The sequence below is a fragment of the Sphingomonas sp. DBB INV C78 genome, assembly GCF_042693015.1.
Classification (GTDB): Bacteria; Pseudomonadota; Alphaproteobacteria; order Sphingomonadales; family Sphingomonadaceae; genus Sphingomonas_E.
In genome coordinates, this window is sequence record NZ_CP170544.1 from 111,025 (window position 1) to 132,147 (window position 21,123).

Consider the following 21,123-nt stretch of genomic DNA (forward strand, 5'->3'; position numbering starts at 1 on the left):
GCTGTATCTCGACTTCGCTCGATACAAACGGGAGGTTAGGGAGCTAGCGGGGCTTCCTCCCTCAACACTCCACGACGTTCACCGCCAGCCCGCCGAGGCTCGTTTCCTTATATTTGGAGCGCATGTCCTCGCCGGTCTGGCGCATGGTTTCGATCACCGCGTCGAGGCTGACGATGTGGCGGCCGTCACCGTGCATGGCGAGGTAAGCGGCGTTGATCGCCTTGATCGCGCCCATCGTGTTGCGTTCGATGCAGGGGATCTGGACGAGCCCGCCGATCGGATCGCAGGTGAGGCCGAGATTATGCTCCATGCCGATTTCGGCGGCGTTCTCGATCTGCGCGTTGCTGGCGCCGAGCGCGGCGGCGAGGCCGGCGGCCGCCATCGAGCAGGCGACGCCGACCTCGCCCTGGCAGCCCATCTCCGCGGCGGAGATGGATGCGCGCTTCTTGTAGAGGAAGCCGATCGCGGCCGCCGTGGTGAGGAGCAGGCGGCTCCCCTCCGGCGTCGCATTGGCCGAGAAGACCTCATAATATTTGAGGACTGCGGGAATGACGCCCGCCGCGCCATTGGTGGGGGCGGTGACAACGCGGCCGCCGGCGGCATTTTCCTCGTTCACGGCGAGCGCCCACAGGCTGACCCATTCGAACACGGCGGAGGGATCGCTGCGGGGGCCGCGATCGAGCAGGCGCTGGTGCATGTCCTTCGCACGGCGGCGGACCTTGAGGCCGCCCGGCAGTTCGCCTTCGCCCTTCAGACCCCGGCTGATGCAGCCGAGCATGGCGGCGCGGACGGCATCGAGGAAGGCATTGGTTTCCGCCTCCGGCCGCCAGGCAAGTTCGTTCCGGGCGACGATCGCGCCGACCGAAAGCCCGGTTTCATCACCGATCGCGAGCAGCTCGACCGCGGACGAGAAGGGATGAGGCAGGGTGAAGTTGACGCGGGCAGGGGGCTCGCCTGCGCGGCAGATCGCGCCGCCGCCGATCGAGAACCAGGTCTCTTCCGTGCTGCTGCCATCGGCAAAGCTGGCGGTAAAGCGCATCGCGTTGGCGTGACCGGCGAGGAACTGGCCGCGGCGGAAGAGAAGGTTTTCGGCCTCGAGGAAAGGCAGGTCGATCTTGCCGGCCAGCTTCAGGCGGCCGTGCTCACGGATTTCCGCCACCAGCGCGGGGATCGCGTCGGGATCGACACTTTCGGGTTGGTGGCCGGCAAGGCCGAGCAGGATCGCCATGTCGGTCGCGTGGCCGATACCGGTCAGCGCGAGCGAGCCGAACAGCTCGCAAGTGACGCTGGCGATGTCGTCCCGGTCGGCCACGCCATCCGCAAAGGCGAAGGCCGCGCGCATCGGGCCGACGGTGTGCGAGCTCGACGGGCCGACGCCGATCGTGAACAACTCGGTGATACTGATGGCGCGGGCGACGTCCGGCCTTTCGGTGCCGGGGGCGGCGTCCGCAATGATATGGGCTTCCATTTTTTCTCGTTTCAGCGCCGTTGGCGATCCTCAACCCCATATAGGGCGCGAGCCGGGGCCTGTCTGCGGTCAGAACACCACGCACGCAGCCCGGATCGCGAGGGCAAGTAACAAGATCGAGCCGAGCATGAACAGCATGAAGCGGGCCGGAATGTGGTTCACGAGGGCCTGCACGAGGCTGTGGACGACGCGCAGGCCGACATAGCCCCAGGCAAGCGCGATATTGGTGACATCCGTGGGCGCCACGATCGCGAGCGTGATCGCGACCGCGTAGAACAAAGTCGGCTGTTCCATCAGATGGTTGTAATTGTCCGCCTTCCAGGTGACGCGCGGCGGAATGCGATCGAGGAACTCGGCCTTGGGGCGCAGCGGATCATAGACGATCTTCAGCCGCATCATCGCGGGCAGGCGGGTGGCGTAGAGCCACGCCCACATCACCATCGACCACAGGATCAGCGCAACGACGGGGGCGAGCATCGGGTGGGTCATGCAGGGCTCCGAAGGTGATGGCGTGTTAAGGACGCCTGATAACGCATTCTTTATCCTTGGCTGTTAGCTGCAAAGCTCCTGCCGCTGCGTCTGTTGCGATCAAAGGTAACGATTGCGCAACAGAAAGCTACCGAGCGGACATGGTCGGGCAACCCCCCGTGACTAGCTCCGATGGGAGGCCCGCAACCGGGTACCCATGTGAAGCCAGGAGAATATCATGATCTATCTCGCGCTGTTGGCCACGGTCATGGCGGGGGACGTCAATCCGTTGACGCAAGTCGCCCCAGTGGAACATCGCGGCGTCGCCTATAATGTCACCTACGAACCCAAGGTGAGCCTGACGGCCAAGACGATCGGCACCGCTGCGGGGACGCGGCCGTTCCTGCAGCGCTGCCTCTGGTCGGCGACCGTTAGCGTCGAACGCAAAGTCCACCGCCCGGGCGAGCCGGTCGCGCTCGACAAGGTGCTGCCCGAAACGCGGACCCTGAGCGGCAGCCTGGACGGCAATTGCCAGATGCACCGCAAGACGCTGAGCGCCGAGAAGATCGCCCAGCGCAGCGCGGTGCGGGAGCATATGGACCAGGTGGTTGAGGCCGATCAGCGGATCGTGCTCGCCGACATCGATTCCGCGCGGGCGCTGAATTGAGGCAGTGAAGCTCGCTTTGTTGCTGGCGGCGCTGGTTCCGGCCACCGCCGCCGCCCAACCCGTAGCCGAGCCTTATGTGGCGGCGGAGCTGATGAGCGACGACCGCCGGCGGGGCCTGAGCATGAGCGACGGGCGGCCGACCATTGCGGTTTCCGCCGATGTGCCGCTGGCTGGCGGGCTGAGCGTGGCGGCGGAGGGCACGGCTCTCCGCGATAGCGCGCGGCATAATGGTGCCGATCTCGGGCTCGATCTCGCCGCGCGCTATCGCCATGAGGGCGGCGGCTGGTGGCTATCGGGCGGGGTGGTCGGCCATCTGTTCGCGGGCGGCAGCGGCGATCTTGATTATGTCGAGCTGGAGTCGCGTGGCGGCTATCGGCTTGGACCGGCGGGGCTGGCTCTTGGGGCGAGCTATGCGCCGTCCCAGCGTGCGATCGGCGGCGACAATCTCTATCTCAGCGCCGATCTGGATGTCGGCCTGATCGGCACGCCCTTCACCTTGAGCGGCGGGATCGGGCGATCGTCGGGCGATGTCGACAATGCCGCACGCGCGGCGCGGCTGCGGCCGGGCGGGCAGTATTGGGATTATCGGCTGGGGGCGGAATATGTCCGCGGGCCGATCGCCGCGGGCGCGCGCTATACCAGCACCAGTATCGACGCGGGCGACCGCATTGCTTCGCCTTTTAGCGACCAGCATGTGGGCGGGCGGGTGACGATCTATCTGCGGGTAGAGAGCTAGGCCCCCTCCACCGGATGACCCTGCTCGCGCCAGGCGGACATGCCGCCGTCGAGCGCGATGGCGCGATCGAAGCCGAGTTCGCGGAGCGTTGCGGCGGCGAGCGTGGAGATCTTGCCGAACTCGCAAATGGCGAGGATTTCGACACCGGGATCGGGCAGCATCTCGTTGACGCGAAGCTCGAGCTGGCCGCGGGGCAGGTGGATCGCGCCGGGGACATGGCCGGCGGCGAAGGCATCCCTTTCGCGCACGTCGAGGATGACGAAATCATTGGCGCGCAGATCGATGCGGCGGCGCAGTTCGTCGAGCGCCATGAACGGCACCTTTGCGCCCGCCTCCGCCAGCAATTGCCGCACCGTCTTGCCGCCGGACATGTTGGTGCGCAACGCTTCGGTAAGATGGGTCGGAGCGGAGAGGTTGAGGCTGTTCATCAGCGCGACGAAATCGGCCCGTTCGGTCTTCGCGAGGCGCGGGTTGGTGCGGCGCTCGTCGCCGATCGTGCTGTTGTCGCGGCCCTTATAATCATGCGCGGGGAAGACGAGCGTATCGTCCGGCAGCGCCATCAGCTTGCCGAACAGGCTGTCGAACAACTGATCGGGATCGCCGCTCGGCAGGTCGCTGCGGCCGGTGCCGCCGATCAGCAGCGTATCGCCGGTGAAGACGCGGTCCTCGACATGGATCGCCATGGAATCACGGGTGTGGCCGGGCGTGTGGAGGATCTTCATCCGCATCTTGCCCAGCGGCAGCGAATGGCCGTCCTCGACATGCAGATCGACATAAGGCGCGGGCGAGAAGCGGTGCATGACGACCGGCGCACCGAATGTGCGGGCCAGCGCCTGCGCGCCGGAGAAATGATCGGCATGGGTGTGCGTATCGACGACATAGCGGACGGTGAGGCCCTGCTTGTGAACCTCCCCCACATAGCGATCGACCAGATCGAACGCGGGATCGATGATCGCCGCGGTGCAGCTTTCAGCGCAGCCGATGATGTAGGATTTGCAGCCCTCGCCGTCGCGGAAGATGGAGAAGATCATCGGTCGGCTCCGGTGTGTCGGTGGGGGATGGCGACACGTAAAATAGCGATGGTGAGCACGCGCGTCGCGCGGAATGGTATCTGGCTGGAGCCGCGTTCAACGTGGGGTGAGGGGCGTGGCAGGGATGTGCCGTTTGCTGACCGACGCCTCTTCGAATTGGCTGCCGCGAAAGCGGACCTCCCTGAGATTTGCGCAGGAAGATTGATCGGAATCGCCGCAACGGTCATAGGGATCAAATGGCGAACATGATGGACAATGCCTGCAACTTTCTCGAAAGCCTTCAACGCTTCGATTTGTCGATGCTACTGCGGCATTGCCGGGTGTCGGTCGAAAAATTCGAAACCGCGCTAGATTGGTTTTCCGACCTAGAAGACGAAGCAATTATCGTCCGCGCGCCAGCGCCAATCGCCGAAGCGTTGCGATCGTTGCCGCAACAGGATCGGAAGCGGATCGCCGAAGCTATTTTGAGCGCGCAACAAGCGAGCAGGCAACATGAAGATATCCGGGTCGAAACGCTAGACGGCCTTAACGCAACGGGCGCGGCTGCGCTGCTATCGGAATTGCTGATCCATCGCGCAATGATGATTGATGTTGCGACCGGCGGCGCACGCCTTCAGGACGTTGACGACTATTACCGGGCGCGAGAAGTCCGCATCCGACAAGCGATCCCCGGAGGCGTCACATACGATAACCCGCACGTCGATTTGTGGGCATGGTATCGCCATTGGAGCGCGGAACTGCCGCAATACAAGGATCGGCGTTTCTACGTTCGCCAGCTATTTGGCCCCGCGATCGAAGCCATCGCAAAGCGATCGTCGCTGCCATCGGAACCGCGCGAGGCGACAGGGTGGGAGCGGGTTGACCGCGCATTGTCGAAGGCACGGACGCAACTTGAAACCGCATCCGCCGAAGAAGATTGGCAAGCGATCGGCCTACTATGCCGCGAAGTCATCATATCGCTGGCGCAGGCGGTCTATGATCCCGCGATCCACGAATCGTTAGATGGCGTCCGGCCAAGCGAAACCGATGCGAACCGGATGCTTGAAGCATATATTGCGCACGTCTTTCCCGGCGCGAGCAACAAGGAAGTCCGGGCGCATCATCGCGCATCGCTGGCGTTGGCGCTGAACCTTCAACATCGCCGAACCGCAACCCGGCAACTCGCGGCGCTTTGTGTCGAAGCGACCGCATCAACTACTGCAGTCGTATCGATCATCGCCCGCGCAAACCCGGACCAATGATAGCCGAGATGTCGGCCGATCGCTCGATCACCATTAAATACGTCCCAAACAAAAACGCCCCGGCCGAACCCGGCCGAGGCGCTTTGTTTCTTTGTAGTTCCGACCGGGATCAGTCGAAGATGCGGCCCCAGGCGCGCTTGGCGCGGGTTTTCCAGTGGCCGCGGTGGTAGGCGTCGGACGCCAGCAGCGGCATCACTGAACCGGCTTCGGCGAACACCATCTGCTCGATGCCGGTGTTGACCTTGCCCCAGCTCGCGGCCTCCTGCAGGGTCGAGGAGGAGCAGGCGCCGTCGCGGACGTCGGCGACGGTGATCTGGACGGCGTATTTGTGAACCTCGACATCCTCGTGACCGAGGATTTCGGCGCAGACGACGGTATCCTGGATGAAGTTCTTCGGCACGCCGCCGCCGATCATCAGCAGGCCGGTGGTGCCCGCCTTGATCTTGATGTCGGTCAGTTCGCGGAAGTCCGCGATGGCGTCGATCATCATGTAGGGCTTGCCGGCCTTCATCTGATCGACCTGATGCTTGACGAGGCCGAAGCCGGCCGAGCTGTCGACGAACGCCGGGCAGAAGATCGGCACGTCATGCTCGTAGGCGAGCTTGACGAGGCTGTTGTCTTTCTTGCCGTTCTCGACGAGATACTTACCCATCGCGCGGATGAAGGCGCGGCTGGAATAGGCCTTCGGCTCCAGCTCGTTCGCGATCTTGTTGATCGTGAAGTCGCAGTCCTGAAGCTGCTCCTCGTCGATATAGGTGTCGTAGATGCGGTCGATGTAGAGCGAGCGCAGCGTGTCATCATCGGGCACTTCGAGCGCCTGATAATGCTTGTGGCCAAGCCCTTCGAAGAAATCCATGTCGACGATGGTGGCGCCGGTGGCGACGATGCAGTCGACCATGTTGTTGCGGACGAGCTCCGCATAGAGATCCATGCAGCCGCCGGCCGAGGTGGAACCGGCGATGACGAGGACGACGGTGCAATCCGGATCGGCGAGCATCTGGTTGTAGATGTTCGTCGCGCGGCCGAGATCGCGGCTGGTGAAGCTCATCTTGGACATCGCATCGACGATCGGGCGAGCATCGAAGCTCTTGATGTCGATATGTTCGACGACGGTGGACAGCAGCTCCGCCTTGCGGGTGTCATTGATGGGCGCGTCGGTCATGATCGTTCCTCGAATCCTTCAATCAACGTCATTCCCGCGAAGGCGGGAATCCATGTCTCTTTCCACTTGCGACGGCATCGCGTGAGGAAACAGCCATGGACCCCGGCCTTCGCCGGGGTGACGGGAGTGGTATTGTGCCGGGCTCTTACAGCGTGATGACGTTCGACGAAACAGCCTGTTCCTGTTCGCCGCGATAGAGGCTGGCCATCGGCTCGTCCTCCACGATCACCGATTCGCCGGCGGTGAAGCCGTTGAAGCCGGTGCGCATCGCGCAGCCATAGGCGCCGAGCATGCCGATCTCGATATAGTCGCCGGCGGCGACATCGGCGGGCAGCATGAACGGGCCGACCATATGGTCCATATCGTCGCAGGTCGGGCCATAGAAGCTGAAGCCCATATCCTTCGTGTCCGACGCATCCTCGCGGACGAGTTCGGTCGGGAAGCGCCAGCCGACATGCGCGGCATCGAACAGAGCGCCATAGGCGCCGTCGTTGATGTAAAGCTCCTCGCCACGGCGCTTCTCGACGCGGACCAAGAGGCTCGCATATTCGGCGCAGAGCGCGCGACCGGGTTCGCACCACAGCTCAGCCGAATAGCTGACCGGCAGGCTTTCGAACGCTTCGTGGATGGCGTGGAAATAGGCCTCCAGCGGCGGCGGCTCCATGCCCGGATAGACCGAGGGGAAGCCCCCGCCGACATCGATCACGTCGACGGTGACGCCCGCCCCGACGATCGCGGCGCGGACGCGCTCCATCGCCTGGGTGTAGGCGGCCGGGGTCATCGCCTGGCTGCCGACATGGAAGCAGATGCCGAGCGCGTCGGCCGCCTGACGGGCTGCCATCAGCACCGGGCCGGCATCCGCCGCATCGACGCCGAATTTCGACGCGAGGCTGAGCTTGGAATGATCCGACGAAACGCGCAGGCGGACGCAGAGCGTGAGGTCGCTCGCGCCGTTGGTGGCGCGGACGATCTTCTCCAGCTCCTCGACCGTATCGAGCGAGAAGGTGCGGACGCCGTGGGTGAAATACGCCTCGGCAATCGCTTCCTCGGCCTTCACCGGGTGCATGAAGCAGAGCGTGGCTTCCGGCAGCGTGCGCGCAACCAGGCGTACCTCGGCGATCGAGGCCACGTCGAAATGCGTGACGCCGCCATCCCACAGGATCTGCAGCAGATCGGGCGACGGATTGGCCTTCACCGCATACATCGGCTTGCCCGGAAACTTCTCCACGAAGAAGCGGGCGGCCCGGAGGGCGGCGTGCGGACGAAGCAACGTCACCGGCTGGGCCGGACGCTGGTTCGCAACAACAATGGCACCGGAAATGGTGTCGGAGAGGGCAGCTAGCCCCAGCGCGCTATGGTTCTCGTGCAACTCAAGGGACCTCCAATGCCACGGCCGAAGCCACGGTCTTCAGTTTTGAAAATCACTGCCTTGCGGTGGAAGTCCCATGGGGCAGCGGAGGCGCTACATAAGATCGGCTGACCCCCCTGTAAAGTTTCATAATCGCGTTTCGGAACGCGGCGGGGCGAGGGGGGTATGGGACGTGCCGAAACGCGGCCTGCATGGCCGGATTCGGGACAGCGGCGATTTTCGATTTCGGAAGATCGGGCTGGCCGATCAGCAGCTTCGGACGAATCGACTCGGGCCGGAACGATCGCTAAGCGAACGCCATGCAGTCTTTCCTCACAGCCATTTCGGGAATCGCGCCGGCCATCGCGATGATCGCGGTCTTCGCCCTGATCGGGGGCGGCATCTATCTGCTGCGCACCGGCCGCGACCGCCGCAAGGGCGTGCTGATGCTGATCGCGGCGGTGGTGCTGTTCGGCAACGTGTTGTTGTGGACGCTGCCGACCACTTAGGGAGGTCGGTTCGACCCGCAGTATTATCCCTCGTCATGCTGAACTTGTTTCAGCATCTATCTCTCCACTCGCGCAGGTATCGCCTGTCGCGCGATGGACCCTGAAACAAGTTCAGGGTGACGGTGGATTTGGGGCTGGGGTTGGGGAGTTGCCCCTCCACCAGCCTCCGGCTGGTCCCCCTCCCCGAGCGAGCTCGGGGAGGATTTAGGGCCTAGCGGTCGCTCGCCAGGCGCATGTCGAGATAATCGTCCACCGACTTCATCAGCTGCGGCATTTCATGCTCGAAGAAGTGATTGGCACCGGGAATGGTGTCGTGGTGGATGGTGATGTGGCGCTGGGTGCGCAGCTTGTCGACCAGCTTCTGGACGGCGCTGGGCGTCACCACCTCGTCCGAATCGCCCTGGATGATGATGCCCGAGGACGGGCAGGGGGCGAGGAAGGTGAAATCATACATGTTCGCGGGCGGCGCGATCGAGATGAAGCCCTTGATCTCCGGGCGGCGCATCAGGAGCTGCATGCCGATCCACGCGCCGAAGCTGAAGCCGGCGATCCAGGTGGTCTGGGCTTCCGGGTGGATCGACTGGACCCAATCGAGCGCGGAGGCCGCGTCGGACAGCTCGCCGATGCCGTTGTCGAACGTGCCCTGCGACTTGCCAACACCGCGGAAATTGAAGCGCAACGTCGCGAAGCCGCGCTTCACGAAGGTCTGATAGAGATTCTGCACGATGCGGTTGTTCATCGTGCCGCCACCCTGCGGGTGCGGGTGGAGAATCATGGCAACGGGCGCGCGGGGGCGCGGACCCGGGTTGAAACGGCCTTCTAGGCGGCCTTCGGGTCCGGGAAAGATGACTTCGGGCATCACTACCTGCTCAAAGAAGAGGATCGAACGCGCAGGAAAGATGCGCGCGGAGTTGCAGGCCTATATAGAAGGCGGGATACAGCGCGCAATCTTGTCGGAGCATGAACGTCCTTGGCCCGCATCTATCTCGATCACGCCGCGACGACACCGCTGCTGCCGGCAGCACGCGATGCGATGGCCGACGCGCTGGCCCATTGGGCCAATCCATCCTCTCCCCATGCCGAAGGCCGCGCGGCGCGGGCCGCGTTGGAAGATGCGCGCAGCCGGATCAAGGCAGCGCTCGGCTGGGACGGCGAACTGATCTTTACGAGCGGCGCGACGGAAGCGCTGTGGACGGCATTGCTGCGCGGCAAGGCGAAGGATGTTGCGGCGTCCGCGGTCGAGCATGATGCGGTGCGCCGCCTCGTTCCCGGCGCCGGGCTGCCAGTGGGCGCCGATGGCCTGGTGGCGCCGCTGGTGGCGGGCGCCGGCACCTTGTTCGCGATCCAGCACGTGAACAATGAAACCGGCGTGATTCAGGATGTGGCACGGCTTGCCCGCCGGATTGCCGAGCTGGACGGGCTTTGGCTTGCCGATTGCGCGCAATCCGCCGGCAAGATGGCTTTGCCCGCCGATGCCGATTTCATCGCGATCTCCGCGCACAAGCTGGGCGGCCCGCCGGGGATCGGCGCATTGCTGGTGCGCGATCTCGGCACGCTTGATGCGCCGGGCGGGCAGGAGAAGGGCTATCGGCCGGGGACCGAGAATCTGCCGGCTGCCTTGGGTTTCGCCGCGGCGCTGGAGGCGCGGCGCGAATGGCTGGGCCGGGCGGCCGAACTGCGCGAACATCTTGAGAAAGCACTGACGGCGGCAGGCGGCGTGGTCGTCGCGGCGGGATCGCAGCGCATCCCGACGATCGGCGCCTATCGGATGCCGGGCGTGCCGGCGGCGGCGCAGCTCATACGGTTCGACCTTGCGGGCATATCGGTATCGGCGGGCAGCGCCTGTTCGTCGGGCAGCGTGAAGCCGAGCCATGTGCTTGGGGCGATGGGTTGGCCGGAAGAGGAAGCGCGCGAGGTGGTGCGGGTGAGCTTCGGCCCATCGACGACGCGCGCCGAAATCTACGAGTTCATCCGCGTCTGGTCCGGGATGGCTGCGGATGCCGGCCAGCGCGCGGCATGATCTATCTCGATTATCAGGCGACGACGCCGCTGGCGCCGGAAGCGCGCGAGGCGATGCTGCGCTGGCTGGACGGACGCGCGGCCAACCCGCATTCGCCGCACCGTGCGGGCCGTGAAGCGGCCGCGGCGGTGGAAGTGGCGCGCGATCGGGTCGCGGCGCCGTTCGGTGGCGGGCAACTGATCTTTACCGGCGGCGCGACCGAGGCGGCCAATACCGCGATCAAGGGCGTGATGGCGGAAAGCAAGCGCCGGCGGCTGGTGACGCTCGCGACCGAACATGCCTGCGTGCTCGACACGGCCGAGGCGCTGCGGGCTGAAGGCTGTGACGTCGTGATCCTGCCGGTGGGGTGCGACGGGCTGGTCGATCTGGACGCGGCGGCGGACGCGATCGATGACACCTGCGCGCTGGTATCGGTGATGCAGGTCAATAACGAGATCGGCGTGATCCAGCCGATCGAGGCGTTGGGGGTAATGGCGCGCAAGGTGGGGGCGAAGCTCCATCTCGATGCGGCGCAGGGTTATGGGAAGCTGCCGATCCCGGCGGGTGTGGCCGATTTCGTCTCGATTTCCGCGCACAAGATCTATGGGCCGATCGGTATCGGCGCGCTGTGGATGGCCGACGGCGTAACGCTGCCGGGCCTGCTGCATGGGGGCGGGCAGGAAGCGGGCATCCGTTCGGGCACGATCAGCCCCGCACTCGCCGCCGGCTTCGGCGCCGCGGCGGCACTGGCCTTCCCGCGGATCGAGACCGATCGCGCGCATGTTGCGGCACTGGCCGAATTGCTGCGCGAAGGGCTTGCCGATTGGACGCTCAACGGCGCGGAAAGCCCGCGTTGGCCGGGCAATCTCAATATTCGCCGCGTCGGCGTGGATGCGGCGCGGCTGATTTCCGAGCTCAGGGGCCTCGCTTTCTCGGCCGGATCGGCCTGCGCCAGCGGGTCCGGGCGGCCGAGCCATGTGCTGAAGGCGATCGGGTTGACGGATGCCGAGGCACGGTCAAGCATTCGCCTGGGCTTTGGCCGTTACACCACGGAGGACGAGATCATTCAGGCAGTGGCACTGATCCGCGACGGCGCGGCCCGGCAGATGGAGTGGGCGGCGTGACCCTGGTGCGCTTCATCTCCGCCGACGGTAGCGAGGTGCAGGAAGTGGAGGCGCCGGCCGGCGCGCGGCTGCTGGATGTCGCGCAGGCCAATGGCCAGCCGCTGGAAGGGACGTGCGAGGGACAGATGGCCTGTTCCACCTGCCACGTCATCGTCGACAAGGAGGATTTCGCCAAGCTGCCGGAAGCGAGCGAGATGGAGGAGGATCTGCTCGATCTTGCCGCCAGCGTCACCCGCTGGTCGCGCCTGTCGTGCCAGATCTATCTGCCGCAAGGGCTTGCCCGCCTGACCGTCCGTATGCCGGACGAATCGCGCAACATGCAGGGCCGATAAGGGCATGGTGCGGGCGGCGGCGACGCTGATTGGTGCGTTGCTGCTAGCGGGTTGTTCGGGGGCGCCGCCGCTTAGGACGATCGGTTGCGAGCAAGGCCGGGCGCCGAAAATCCGGATGGCATCCGATGGGAAAACCGCGACCACGTCGCTGGCGGTGCTGACCTACAATATCGAAGGGCTGGGCTGGCCGGCGCGCAGCGGTCGCGGGCCGGAATTGCGCGAAATCGGGAAGAGGCTGGCCGCGATGCGGGCGTCGGGCAAGGCGCCCGATGTCGTGCTGTTCCAGGAAATGTTCAGCGGATCGGCCAAGGAAGCGGTGGCGGCCACCGGCTATCCCGCAATCACGCACGGCCCGCGCCGCACCACCAAGCCGCCCGACAAGCAGGCGGAAAAGCTGCCGGGCAAGGCCAAGGCCAAGCGCGGCGAGATCGGCATGCATGCCGAAGGCAGCGGCCTTGCCGTCGCGTCCGAATATCCGCTGATCGAAACGCAGGCCCGGCCTTATGGCAAGCGCGCCTGCGCCGGCTTCGACTGCCTTTCCAACAAGGGGATCGTGCTGGCACGGCTGGCGATGCCAGGCGTGCCCGGCGCGATCGACATTTACGACACCCACATGAATTCGCGCGGGGCATCCAAGGCGCCGGCGGCGCGCAATCTTGCCGCGCACGAGCGCCAGTCGCTGGAGGCAGCGCAGTTTCTGGCGGAGACCAATGACGATGCCAATCCGCTGATCCTGGGCGGCGATTTCAATATGCGGCACGCCGAAAACCGCTTCGCCAAATTCACCAAATATCAGCCGCTCGACCTGGTCCACCGCGTCTGCGCCGATCCCAAATCGGGTTGCGAGGTGAAGATGTCGTGGGACGGTGACGAGCCGTGGATGGACACGCAGGACCTGCAATTCTTCTGGCCGGGCGATCAGGTCTCGATCCGGCCGGTGCGGGTGGAGGCGATGTTCGACGGGGGCGACAGCGGGCCGGAGCTTTCCGACCATGACGGCTTCCTCGTCACCTATGAGCTGAGCTGGCCGACCGACACGACGCGGGTGCCGGCCTGCCCGGCACTCTGACGGTTTCGAACGCAGGAAACGGGACGCGCGATGGGGCACGGGGGCCTAGGCTTCGGTCATCCTGAATGGAGGCCAGTGCCCATGTCTTTCCGTATCCGGGGCCTCGACCCCACGCCGTTCCAGCATCTTTATGGCCAAAGTGACGCGGACCTGGCGTTACAGGGCGCCCGACGCATGATTGTCGATGCGGCGCCCGGCTTTCCCGACCGCATCGAGCTGCGCGATGGCCAACCGGGCGAGGCGATGCTGCTCCTCAATTTTGTGCATCAGCCTGCACCGACCGCCTATCGCGCGAGCCACGCTATCTTCATTCGCGAGGGCGCAACCGCGGCCGCGCATTTTCTTGACCAGATTCCCGAGGTTATGGCGATCCGGCCAATCTCATTGCGCGCGTTTGACGGGGCGGACGACATGATCGACGCGGATCTGGTTGCCGGCGAGGATCTTGCGGCGGCGATCGACGCATTCTTCGACAACCCGAACGTGAACTATCTGCATGCACATTATGCCAAGCGTGGCTGCTTTGCGGCACGGATCGACCGGGCTTAACGCGCCCGGCTTGCGTTAACCCGCGCCTTCGCCCATATGGCGCGCGGGAGTCGGGCGGACGGAACCGTCGCCAACCCGGTCAGGTCCGGAAGGAAGCAGCCGCAACGATTTCGTTCCGGGTCGTTCCGGCTCCCACCCTCGCACATCTTTAGCTGCGGCGATCGTCGCGTTCGTAGACGGCGACGTCGATCTCCTTTTCCCAGCGCGCCACGGCGGTCGCGATGGCGAGATCGGCGGTGACGTTGGGGACAGTGCGGGTCATGTCGAGAATGCGGTCGAACGGCAAAATGAAGCCGACAATGATCGCTGTCTGTTCCGGCGTGATGCCGATCGCCGCCAGCACCGCTGCCAGCACGAAAAGCGATCCCGATGGCACCGGCGCTACGCCCATCGCGACGATCGTGGTGGTGGCGGCGATCACCAGATAATCGGCCAGGCTGAGTTGAACGCCGAAGGCCTGCGCCGCGAACAGGGTGAGCATCGCGACATACATGGCCGCGCCGTCCATGCCGATCGTCGCGCCGAGCGGGAGAACGGTGGAGGTGACGGGTTCGGATATGCCGAGATTATGGCGCGCGACGCGGATGGCCACCGGCAGCGTCGCGGCGCTCGACGAGGTGGAGAAACCGACCATGATCGCGTCGGCTATGCCCCGGTAGAAGGGGAGCAAAGGCAGCCAGGCGAGCAGGCGGACGACGCCGCCATGGACGATGAAGGTCTGCACCAGCGCGCCCGCCACGACGCACAGGGCAAGCCTGAGGATGCTGACAAATACCTCCGGCCCGTTGGCGCCGACGACGACGGCGATCAGCGCGAAGACGCCGAAGGGCGCGGCTTCCATGACGATGCCGACGATCCTGAGCATCACCTCCGACCCAGAGACGAGTAGGCGGCGGACGGGATCGGCGGCGGCGCCCGCGGCGATCACGCCGGCGCCCACCAGTACGGCGAAGAAGATCACCGCCAGCGTGTCGCCATTGGCCATCGCCTGGAACGGGTTCATCGGCACGATATCGATGAACATCTGCGCCGTATCCTTGGGGGGCGCGACAGTCCGCGGCACGGCATTGCTGAAATCGGCGCCCGCGCCGGGCTGGATCAGGGTGGCGGCCGTCAGTCCGACCGTGACGGCGAGGACGGTGGTGAAGACATACATGGCGATCGTCTTGGCGCCGATGCTGCCCAGCCGCCGCGGATCACCAAGCGCTGCGACGCCCGAGGCGATCGTCAGGAAGACGAGCGGGATCACCAGCATGCGGATCAGCCGGACGAATATGTCACCGATCCATTTGATCTGGCCGGCGCCTTCGCCCCAGAGCAGGCCGGCAATCGTGCCGAGCAGCAGCGCCATCAGAATGCGCTTCCACAGCGCGATTGCGAACCAGCCACGGAGCGCGCGGCGGAACGGCCCTGCCGGATTTTGTTCGGAGATTTCCGGGGCGATTTCTGGCGCATCCTGGGTCAAGACATTGCTCCGGCAGATCGTTCGCAAGCCTGTGCTGGCATGACGGCGGACGGATAGCTAGGGTTCCCTTCATGTCCGAATCCCCGCAGCCCTATCGCGTTCTTGCCCGCAAATATCGTCCGCAGCGCTTTCCCGATCTGATCGGGCAGGATGCCATGGTGCAGACGCTCGCCAACGCCATCCGGCGCGAGCGCTTGGCCCATGCCTTTCTGCTGACCGGCGTGCGCGGGGTCGGCAAGACATCCACCGCGCGGCTGATCGCGAAGGCGCTCAACTGCATCGGGCCGGACGGGCAGGGTGGTCCGACGATCGATCCGTGCGGCGTGTGCGAACCATGTCGCGCGATTGCCGAGGGGCGCCATATTGACGTGATCGAGATCGACGCCGCCAGCCATAATGGCGTCGACGATGTGCGCGAGATCAGCGAGGCGGTGCGCTATGCCGCGGTCTCAGCGCGCTACAAGATCTACATCATCGACGAAGTCCACATGCTGTCCAAGGCGGCGTTCAATGCGGTGCTGAAGACGCTGGAGGAGCCGCCGGCGCATGTGAAATTCCTGCTAGCTACCACGGAAGTGCAGAAGATCCCGGTGACGGTGCTGTCGCGCTGCCAGCGATTCGACCTCAAGCGGATTCCGGCCGAGAAGCTCGCCGATCATTTCGCGAAGGTGGTCGCGGCCGAAGAGGTGGAGGCCGAAGCCGAGGCACTAGCGCTGATCGCCCGCGCGGCGGAAGGATCTGCGCGCGACGGGCTTTCGATCCTCGATCAGGCGATTGCCCATGGTGGTGCCGTCGTGACCGCAGATCAGGTGCGCGACATGCTCGGCCTGTCGGATCGCGGTGCCGTGCGGCGGCTGTTCGGGCTGCTGTTGGCGGGCGATGCGCCGGGCGTGCTGGCGGCGGTGCGCGACCAACATGATCTGGGTGTCGAGCCCGCGACCCTGTTCATCGGTCTGCTCGAAGCGGTGCATGGCGTGACGCGCGCCAAGGCTGGCGGCGGGCAGGACCCGGCGATGTCGGTCGAGGAGCGCGAGGCGCATGCCGACTGGGCGAGCCGGCTGGGTTTCGCGACGCTGCATCGCCTGTGGCAATTGCTGCTGAAGGGCCATGCGGAGGTGCAGGCCGCGGCGCTGCCGATCGAGGCGGCGGAAATGGCGCTGCTCCGCGTCGTCCATGCTTCGACGCTGCCCGATCCCGGCGAACTGGCGCGCCGGCTGGCGAGCGGGGAAGGGATGCCTGCGGCGCCTGCTTCGGCGCCTGCCGCACCTGCCGAGGAGCAGGCGCCGTTGCTGGCCGCTCCGCCCGCGGAGTTTGCCGCACTGGTGAAGGCGGTGGACGCGCGGCGCGCGCTGCTGGGTCAGCAACTCCACGATTTCGTCGGGCTGGTGCGCTATGCTCCGCCGGAACTGGTGATCCGGCCCAATCGGCCGCTGCCCGCGGATTTCGTGCGCGAACTGACGGGCCTACTCAAGGATATGTACGGCGATCGCTGGGAGGTGACGATTGCCGACGGGCCTGCGGAACCGAGCCTGCTCGAGCAGGAAAAATCAGCCGAGAACGCCGCGCGCGACGCCATTCTTGCAACGCCCGTGGTCCGCGCCGCGTTCGAGACCTTTGCGGAAGCGGAACTGGTGGACTACACGCCCCCCGAAACCGGGTTCGCAGCCAGGAGCGCGTAAGATGGATATCGAGAAGATGATGAAGGCGGCGCAGGAAGCCGCCGACAATATTCAGAAGCAGATGGGCGAGGCGCAGGCCAAGCTCGATTCGATCGAAGTCGAAGGCGTTTCGGGCGGCGGTCTGGTGAAGGTTCGCGCCACCGCCAAGGGCCGCATCCTCGGCGTCTCGATCGACGAATCGCTGCTGGTGCCGGCCGAAAAGCAGATGGTGGAAGATCTGGTGGCAGCCGCGTTCAACGACGCGCGCACCAAGGCCGACAGCGTCTCCAACGCCGAGATGAGCAAAATGAGCGCGGGTCTGCCGCTGCCGGCCGGTTTCAAGCTGCCGTTCTGAGGGGCGCCGTCAGGTAATCACGTCCGGCTGGTCCCGCCCGGTGCGTGAGCGGATTTCCGCCAACGTGTCCGCCGCCGCGATCAGATCGACCAGGGCATCGGGCGTGGCGCGGCCGAGATCGCCGCCGACGGGCTCATAGCGTTCTAGATAGACGCGGAGCGTCGCGCCCGACGTGCCGGTGCCCGACAGGCGCAGCACGATACGCGAACCGCCTTCGAACAGGATGCGGATACCCTGGTGGCGGCTCAGCGAGGCGTCGACCGGGTCCTGATAGGCGAAATCATCCGCTGCGGCGACGACGAGATCGCCGACGCGGGTGCCCGCCAGCGTCGGCAGCCGATCGCGGAGCGCCGCGATCAGGCCATCGGCGGCCGCGCCGTCGATCCCTTCATAATCATGCCGGGCATAATAGTTGCGGCCGAAGCGTTCCCAGTGCGCGCGGGCGATTTCGGCAACGCTTTCGCGCCGGGCGGCAAGGATATTGAGCCAGAGCAGTACCGCCCAGAGCCCGTCTTTCTCACGGACATGATCCGATCCGGTGCCGGCACTTTCCTCACCGCAGATGGTCACGCGGCCGGCATCGAGCAGGTTCCCGAAATATTTCCAGCCTGTCGGCGTTTCATAGAGCGGCAGGCCGAGTGCTTCGGCGACGCGATCGGCGGCAGCGCTCGTCGGCATGGAGCGGGCGATGCCGGCCAGGCCCGTGGCATAAGCCGGAGCCAGATGCGCGTTGGCGGCGAGCATCGCCAATGAATCGGACGGCGTGACGAAGATGCCGCGCCCGAGGATGATGTTGCGGTCGCCATCGCCATCCGAAGCGGCGCCGAAATCGGGCGCGTCCGGCCCGAACATGCGATCGAACAGTTCGTGCGCATGGACCATGTTGGGATCGGGATGATGGCCGCCGAAATCGGGGAGCGGCGTACCGTTGAGCACGGTATCTGCGGGTGCGCCGAGACGGCGTTCGAGGATTTCGGTGGCATAGGGGCCGGTGACGGCGTGCATCGCATCGAAGGTCAGGCGGAAACCGCCGGCGATCAGCGCGCGGATCGCCGCGAAATCGAACAGGCTTTCCATCAGGTCGGCATAATCGGCGACCGGATCGATGATCTGGACCGCCATGTCGCCAAGGCGGGTCTCGCCGATCTGGTCGATGTCGAGGTCCGCAGCATCGAGGATGCGATAATGGTCGATCACTTCGGTGCGCGCGTGGATCGCGTCGGTGATCCGTTCGGGCGCCGGGCCGCCATTGCCGATATTATATTTGATGCCGAAATCCTCGTCCGGTCCGCCGGGATTGTGGCTGGCCGACAGGATGATGCCGCCGAATGCGCCATATTTGCGGATGACGTGGCTCGCCGCGGGCGTGGAAAGAATGCCACCGCGGCCGACGATGACGCGGCCGAAGCCGTTGGCGGCTGCCATCTTGAGCGTGGTCTGGACGATCTCGCGGTTCCAGAAACGCCCGTCGCCGCCCAGGACCAGCGTCTGTCCAGCGGCGCCTTCCAGCACATCGAAGATCGCCTGGATGAAGCATTCGGCATAATGGGACTGCCGGAACACCGCTACCTTCTTGCGCAGGCCGGACGTGCCAGGCTTCTGGCCGGGAAAGGGGGTGACGGCGACGGTTTTGAGCATCAACTTCTCCGAACAATCCGACTGCGTTCTGCCTGTCTTAACCGGAAAACATTGCGCGATATTTTCAAGCTTGGGGAAATGATGCTGTGAAGCGAATAGGTAATGCGACGGATATTGTGCAACCGTTCGGCATGCCGTTAAGAGCGATCAGTCATTGACCATAAAATGAATGACGTTCAACATCTCCGGATGAGCGTCTCGCCCAGCATGGCCGCGTTTCGGGCCGATTTACGAGGTGCATTATGCCGAGACTGAGCGAAGCCCGTCGCCAGGACCGATATGACATGCTGCTGGATGCGGCGACGACGCAATTCGGCGAGAAAGGCTATGATGCGACGTCCATATCCGGCATCGCACGCGCGGCCGGCGTTTCGGACGGGCTGATCTATCGCTACTTCACCGACAAGCGCGCTCTGCTGAGCGCCGTGCTGGAGCGACTGTTCGAACGGATCATCGAACGCACCACGACTGCGGTCCACCGCGTCGCAGGGTTCGACAACCGGCTGGAGCAGTTCATCACCTCCCAGCTTTCGATCTTCCAGGAAGAGCCGGACCTGTGCCGCCTCTATATCCGCGAGCTGCGCAACTCGGGCAATTTCCGCGGATCGCCGCTGTTTCATATGACGAAGCGCTACACCGATCTGCTCGTCCACATCGTCGAGGAGGGCGTACAGGCCGGCGAAGTGGCGGAGGATACCGACCCCCGCATGCTGCGCGACGTGCTGTTCGGCGGCATCGAACATATCGCGCTGCACCTGCTGGTGGGCGGGCAACCGCTGGAAGTGCCCGAGACATCGAAGCGCCTTGCGCATATGTTCGTGGCCGGGGTCGGCAAACGCTGACAAGGAAAAAGACAAAGAGGAGAGGTAGATGGCGTTCAAGTCGATCGCGCTTTTGAAGAAGAAGGCGGGGCTCACCCGGCAGCAGTTCATCGATTATTACGAGAAGAACCATGCTCCGCTGATCGTGCGGCTGACGCCGGGCATCAAGGCTTATCACCGCAACTTCATCGACTGGAACGGCGCGTTCGAAGCGGCCGACGGGTCGGAGACCAACTTCGACTGCGTGACCGAAGTGTGGTTCGAGGATCGCGCGGCCTATGACGCGGCGATGGCGGTGCTGACCAGCCCGGATGTGGCACAGGCGATCGCCGACGACGAGGAAAATGTCTTCGATCGTTCCAAGACACGCATGTTCGTGGTGGACGAGACGAAGTCGCCGATCGGTTGACCGGCCCGCTCATCCAAAACCGTCATTCCCGCGCAGGCGGGAATCCATACGCGCAGGTTCATCGATGGAGCCGCAACGTAAGAGGTTATGGATCCCCGCCTGCGCGGGGATGACGAATGGGAAACAGACCATGGGCAACGCCACCCGCGTCGAAATTGCAGACAATGTCCTGACGCTCACGCTCGAGCGGCCCGACAAGCTGAACGCCTATACGCCCGAGATGCAGGCTGAGATGATCGCCGCGCTCGACCGGGCTGACGCCGACGACGATGTGCGCGCGGTAATTGTCACCGGCGAGGGACGGGCCTTCTGCGCGGGCGCCGACCTGAGCAGTGGGGCTGCGACCTTCGATTATGGCGGCGACAGCGAATGGCGGAGCGAAGACACGCCGATCGGCCCTGACGGCAGTGTCGATTTCTCCCATCCATCAGTCCGCGACGGGGGCGGGCAGTTGGCGCTGCGCATCTTCCGATCGAAGAAGCCGGTGATCGGCGCGATCAACGGCGTCGCGGTGGGCGTGGGCGTTACCATGACGCTGCCGATGGACGTGCGGATCGCGAGCGCGAATGCGCGCTTCGGTTTCGTCTTCGCGCGGCGCGGCATCACGCCCGAAGCGGCGTCGAGCTGGTTCCTGCCGCGCATCGTCGGCATCGCCAATGCGCTCGACCTCTGCTTTTCCGGGCGCATCATCGGCGCGGAGGAGGCGAAGGGGCTGGGGTTGGTCCGATCCATCCATGCGCCCGATGATCTGCTGCCCGCGGCGCGGGAGATCGCGCGCAGCTATGCCGAAGCGACCGCACCGGTCTCGATCGCAATGACGCGGGCGATGCTGTGGCGGATGCTAGGGGCGGCGCACCCGATGGAGGCGCACAAGCTCGACAGCCGGGCGATCTGGGCGCGGGGGGCATCGGGCGACGCGCGCGAGGGGGTGGAAAGTTTCCTGGAAAAGCGCGCGGCCGACTTCCCCGACCGCGTATCGCGCGACATGCCGCATTTCTCGCCCTGGATGGACGATCCCGACTGGGGGTGATGCCCGGCCTGTCGCGAAACGAAGGCGGCCCCGGATCGCTCCGG

At 65.1% G+C, this 21,123-nt stretch carries 22 protein-coding genes and 1 other RNA gene; 15 read left to right on the forward strand and 8 right to left on the reverse strand.

The features are described 5' to 3' along the window. Positions 1-61: 61 nt before the first annotated feature. Positions 62-1,468 (reverse strand): L-serine ammonia-lyase, encoded by a 1,407-nt coding sequence (locus ACFB49_RS00570; protein ID WP_380874753.1) that lies wholly within the window; start codon positions 1,466-1,468, stop codon positions 62-64. A gap of 69 nt (positions 1,469-1,537) precedes the next feature. Then, positions 1,538-1,957 (reverse strand): MAPEG family protein, encoded by a 420-nt coding sequence (locus tag ACFB49_RS00575; protein ID WP_380874754.1) that lies wholly within the window; start codon positions 1,955-1,957, stop codon positions 1,538-1,540. Between the two features lie 217 nt (positions 1,958-2,174). Between ACFB49_RS00575 and ACFB49_RS00580 the strand changes: the two genes are divergently transcribed. Both ACFB49_RS00580 and ACFB49_RS00585 read left to right on the forward strand, forming a co-directional pair. Further along, entirely contained in the window at positions 2,175-2,603 is a 429-nt protein-coding gene (locus tag ACFB49_RS00580) for a hypothetical protein (RefSeq protein ID WP_380874755.1), read from the forward strand. Positions 2,604-2,607: 4 nt separating this feature from the next. Then, positions 2,608-3,339, forward strand: coding sequence for a TorF family putative porin (locus ACFB49_RS00585; protein ID WP_380874757.1), 732 nt, complete (start codon positions 2,608-2,610; stop codon positions 3,337-3,339). Here the strand turns inward: ACFB49_RS00585 and ACFB49_RS00590 are convergent. Then, positions 3,336-4,370 carry a rhodanese-like domain-containing protein gene (locus ACFB49_RS00590; protein WP_380874758.1) on the reverse strand — a complete coding sequence of 345 codons (1,035 nt, stop codon included), beginning with the start codon at positions 4,368-4,370 and terminating at the stop codon, positions 3,336-3,338. The genes ACFB49_RS00585 and ACFB49_RS00590 overlap by 4 nt on opposite strands. A 236-nt stretch (positions 4,371-4,606) precedes the next feature. Here ACFB49_RS00590 and ACFB49_RS00595 point away from each other — a divergent pair, with 236 nt between their 5' ends. Then, complete coding sequence (locus tag ACFB49_RS00595; RefSeq protein ID WP_380874760.1) at positions 4,607-5,611, forward strand: hypothetical protein; 1,005 nt, start codon at positions 4,607-4,609, stop codon at positions 5,609-5,611. A 109-nt stretch (positions 5,612-5,720) separates the two neighbouring features. Here ACFB49_RS00595 and ACFB49_RS00600 read toward each other — a convergent pair whose 3' ends face one another. Together ACFB49_RS00600 and ACFB49_RS00605 are read right to left on the reverse strand one after the other, a co-directional pair. Next, positions 5,721-6,773: a deoxyhypusine synthase gene (locus tag ACFB49_RS00600; RefSeq protein WP_380874761.1), complete on the reverse strand. Its 1,053-nt coding sequence runs from the start codon at positions 6,771-6,773 to the stop codon at positions 5,721-5,723. A 145-nt stretch (positions 6,774-6,918) separates the two neighbouring features. Next, positions 6,919-8,142 carry a type III PLP-dependent enzyme gene (locus tag ACFB49_RS00605; RefSeq protein WP_380874763.1) on the reverse strand — a complete coding sequence of 408 codons (1,224 nt, stop codon included), beginning with the start codon at positions 8,140-8,142 and terminating at the stop codon, positions 6,919-6,921. A gap of 299 nt (positions 8,143-8,441) precedes the next feature. Between ACFB49_RS00605 and ACFB49_RS00610 the strand changes: the two genes are divergently transcribed. Continuing rightward, positions 8,442-8,630, forward strand: coding sequence for a hypothetical protein (locus ACFB49_RS00610; protein WP_380874765.1), 189 nt, complete (start codon positions 8,442-8,444; stop codon positions 8,628-8,630). Between the two features lie 211 nt (positions 8,631-8,841). Here the strand turns inward: ACFB49_RS00610 and ACFB49_RS00615 are convergent, their stop codons facing one another. After that, complete coding sequence (locus tag ACFB49_RS00615; RefSeq protein ID WP_380874766.1) at positions 8,842-9,489, reverse strand: alpha/beta hydrolase; 648 nt, start codon at positions 9,487-9,489, stop codon at positions 8,842-8,844. Positions 9,490-9,600: 111 nt separating this feature from the next. On the opposite strand from ACFB49_RS00615, the gene ACFB49_RS00620 reads away from it, so the two are divergent. The 6 genes from ACFB49_RS00620 to ffs all read left to right on the forward strand — a co-directional run bounded on the left by ACFB49_RS00620 (position 9,601) and on the right by ffs (position 13,843). After that, positions 9,601-10,650 (forward strand): cysteine desulfurase family protein, encoded by a 1,050-nt coding sequence (locus ACFB49_RS00620; RefSeq protein WP_380874768.1) that lies wholly within the window; start codon positions 9,601-9,603, stop codon positions 10,648-10,650. After that, positions 10,647-11,753: a cysteine desulfurase family protein gene (locus ACFB49_RS00625; protein ID WP_380874770.1), complete on the forward strand. Its 1,107-nt coding sequence runs from the start codon at positions 10,647-10,649 to the stop codon at positions 11,751-11,753. The genes ACFB49_RS00620 and ACFB49_RS00625 overlap by 4 nt, the downstream gene beginning before the upstream one ends. Further along, a complete protein-coding gene (locus ACFB49_RS00630; RefSeq protein ID WP_380874772.1) occupies positions 11,750-12,085 on the forward strand; it encodes a 2Fe-2S iron-sulfur cluster-binding protein in 336 nt (111 codons plus the stop codon). Before ACFB49_RS00625 ends, ACFB49_RS00630 begins: the two co-directional genes overlap by 4 nt. Positions 12,086-12,200: 115 nt before the next feature. Then, complete coding sequence (locus ACFB49_RS00635) at positions 12,201-13,154, forward strand: endonuclease/exonuclease/phosphatase family protein (protein ID WP_380874774.1); 954 nt, start codon at positions 12,201-12,203, stop codon at positions 13,152-13,154. Between the two features lie 81 nt (positions 13,155-13,235). Continuing rightward, the gene (locus tag ACFB49_RS00640) at positions 13,236-13,703 is read left to right on the forward strand and encodes a DUF1203 domain-containing protein (RefSeq protein WP_380874776.1); all 468 of its coding nucleotides are present in this window, start codon (positions 13,236-13,238) and stop codon (positions 13,701-13,703) included. Positions 13,704-13,745: 42 nt separating this feature from the next. Beyond that, positions 13,746-13,843: signal recognition particle sRNA small type (gene ffs, locus ACFB49_RS00645), an RNA gene on the forward strand. An 8-nt stretch (positions 13,844-13,851) separates the two neighbouring features. On the opposite strand, the gene ACFB49_RS00650 is transcribed toward ffs, so the two are convergent. Continuing rightward, on the reverse strand, positions 13,852-15,168 hold the full coding sequence (locus ACFB49_RS00650) for a dicarboxylate/amino acid:cation symporter (RefSeq protein ID WP_380874778.1): 1,317 nt from the start codon (positions 15,166-15,168) through the stop codon (positions 13,852-13,854). A gap of 71 nt (positions 15,169-15,239) precedes the next feature. On the opposite strand from ACFB49_RS00650, the gene ACFB49_RS00655 reads away from it, so the two are divergent. Continuing rightward, positions 15,240-16,847, forward strand: a complete 1,608-nt coding sequence (locus ACFB49_RS00655) for a DNA polymerase III subunit gamma/tau (RefSeq protein ID WP_380874780.1) — start codon at positions 15,240-15,242, stop codon at positions 16,845-16,847. 1 nt (position 16,848) lies between these two features. Beyond that, positions 16,849-17,181, forward strand: coding sequence for a YbaB/EbfC family nucleoid-associated protein (locus ACFB49_RS00660; RefSeq protein WP_380874782.1), 333 nt, complete (start codon positions 16,849-16,851; stop codon positions 17,179-17,181). Between the two features lie 9 nt (positions 17,182-17,190). Here ACFB49_RS00660 and ACFB49_RS00665 read toward each other — a convergent pair whose 3' ends face one another. Then, a complete protein-coding gene (locus ACFB49_RS00665; RefSeq protein ID WP_380874784.1) occupies positions 17,191-18,819 on the reverse strand; it encodes an alpha-D-glucose phosphate-specific phosphoglucomutase in 1,629 nt (542 codons plus the stop codon). A gap of 242 nt (positions 18,820-19,061) precedes the next feature. On the opposite strand from ACFB49_RS00665, the gene ACFB49_RS00670 reads away from it, so the two are divergent. The 3 genes from ACFB49_RS00670 to ACFB49_RS00680 all read left to right on the forward strand — a co-directional run bounded on the left by ACFB49_RS00670 (position 19,062) and on the right by ACFB49_RS00680 (position 21,079). Continuing rightward, positions 19,062-19,661 (forward strand): TetR/AcrR family transcriptional regulator, encoded by a 600-nt coding sequence (locus ACFB49_RS00670; RefSeq protein ID WP_380874785.1) that lies wholly within the window; start codon positions 19,062-19,064, stop codon positions 19,659-19,661. A gap of 28 nt (positions 19,662-19,689) precedes the next feature. After that, entirely contained in the window at positions 19,690-20,049 is a 360-nt protein-coding gene (locus ACFB49_RS00675; protein WP_380874787.1) for an EthD domain-containing protein, read from the forward strand. A 130-nt stretch (positions 20,050-20,179) separates the two neighbouring features. After that, positions 20,180-21,079, forward strand: a complete 900-nt coding sequence (locus ACFB49_RS00680; protein ID WP_380874789.1) for a crotonase/enoyl-CoA hydratase family protein — start codon at positions 20,180-20,182, stop codon at positions 21,077-21,079. Positions 21,080-21,123: the final 44 nt, after the last annotated feature.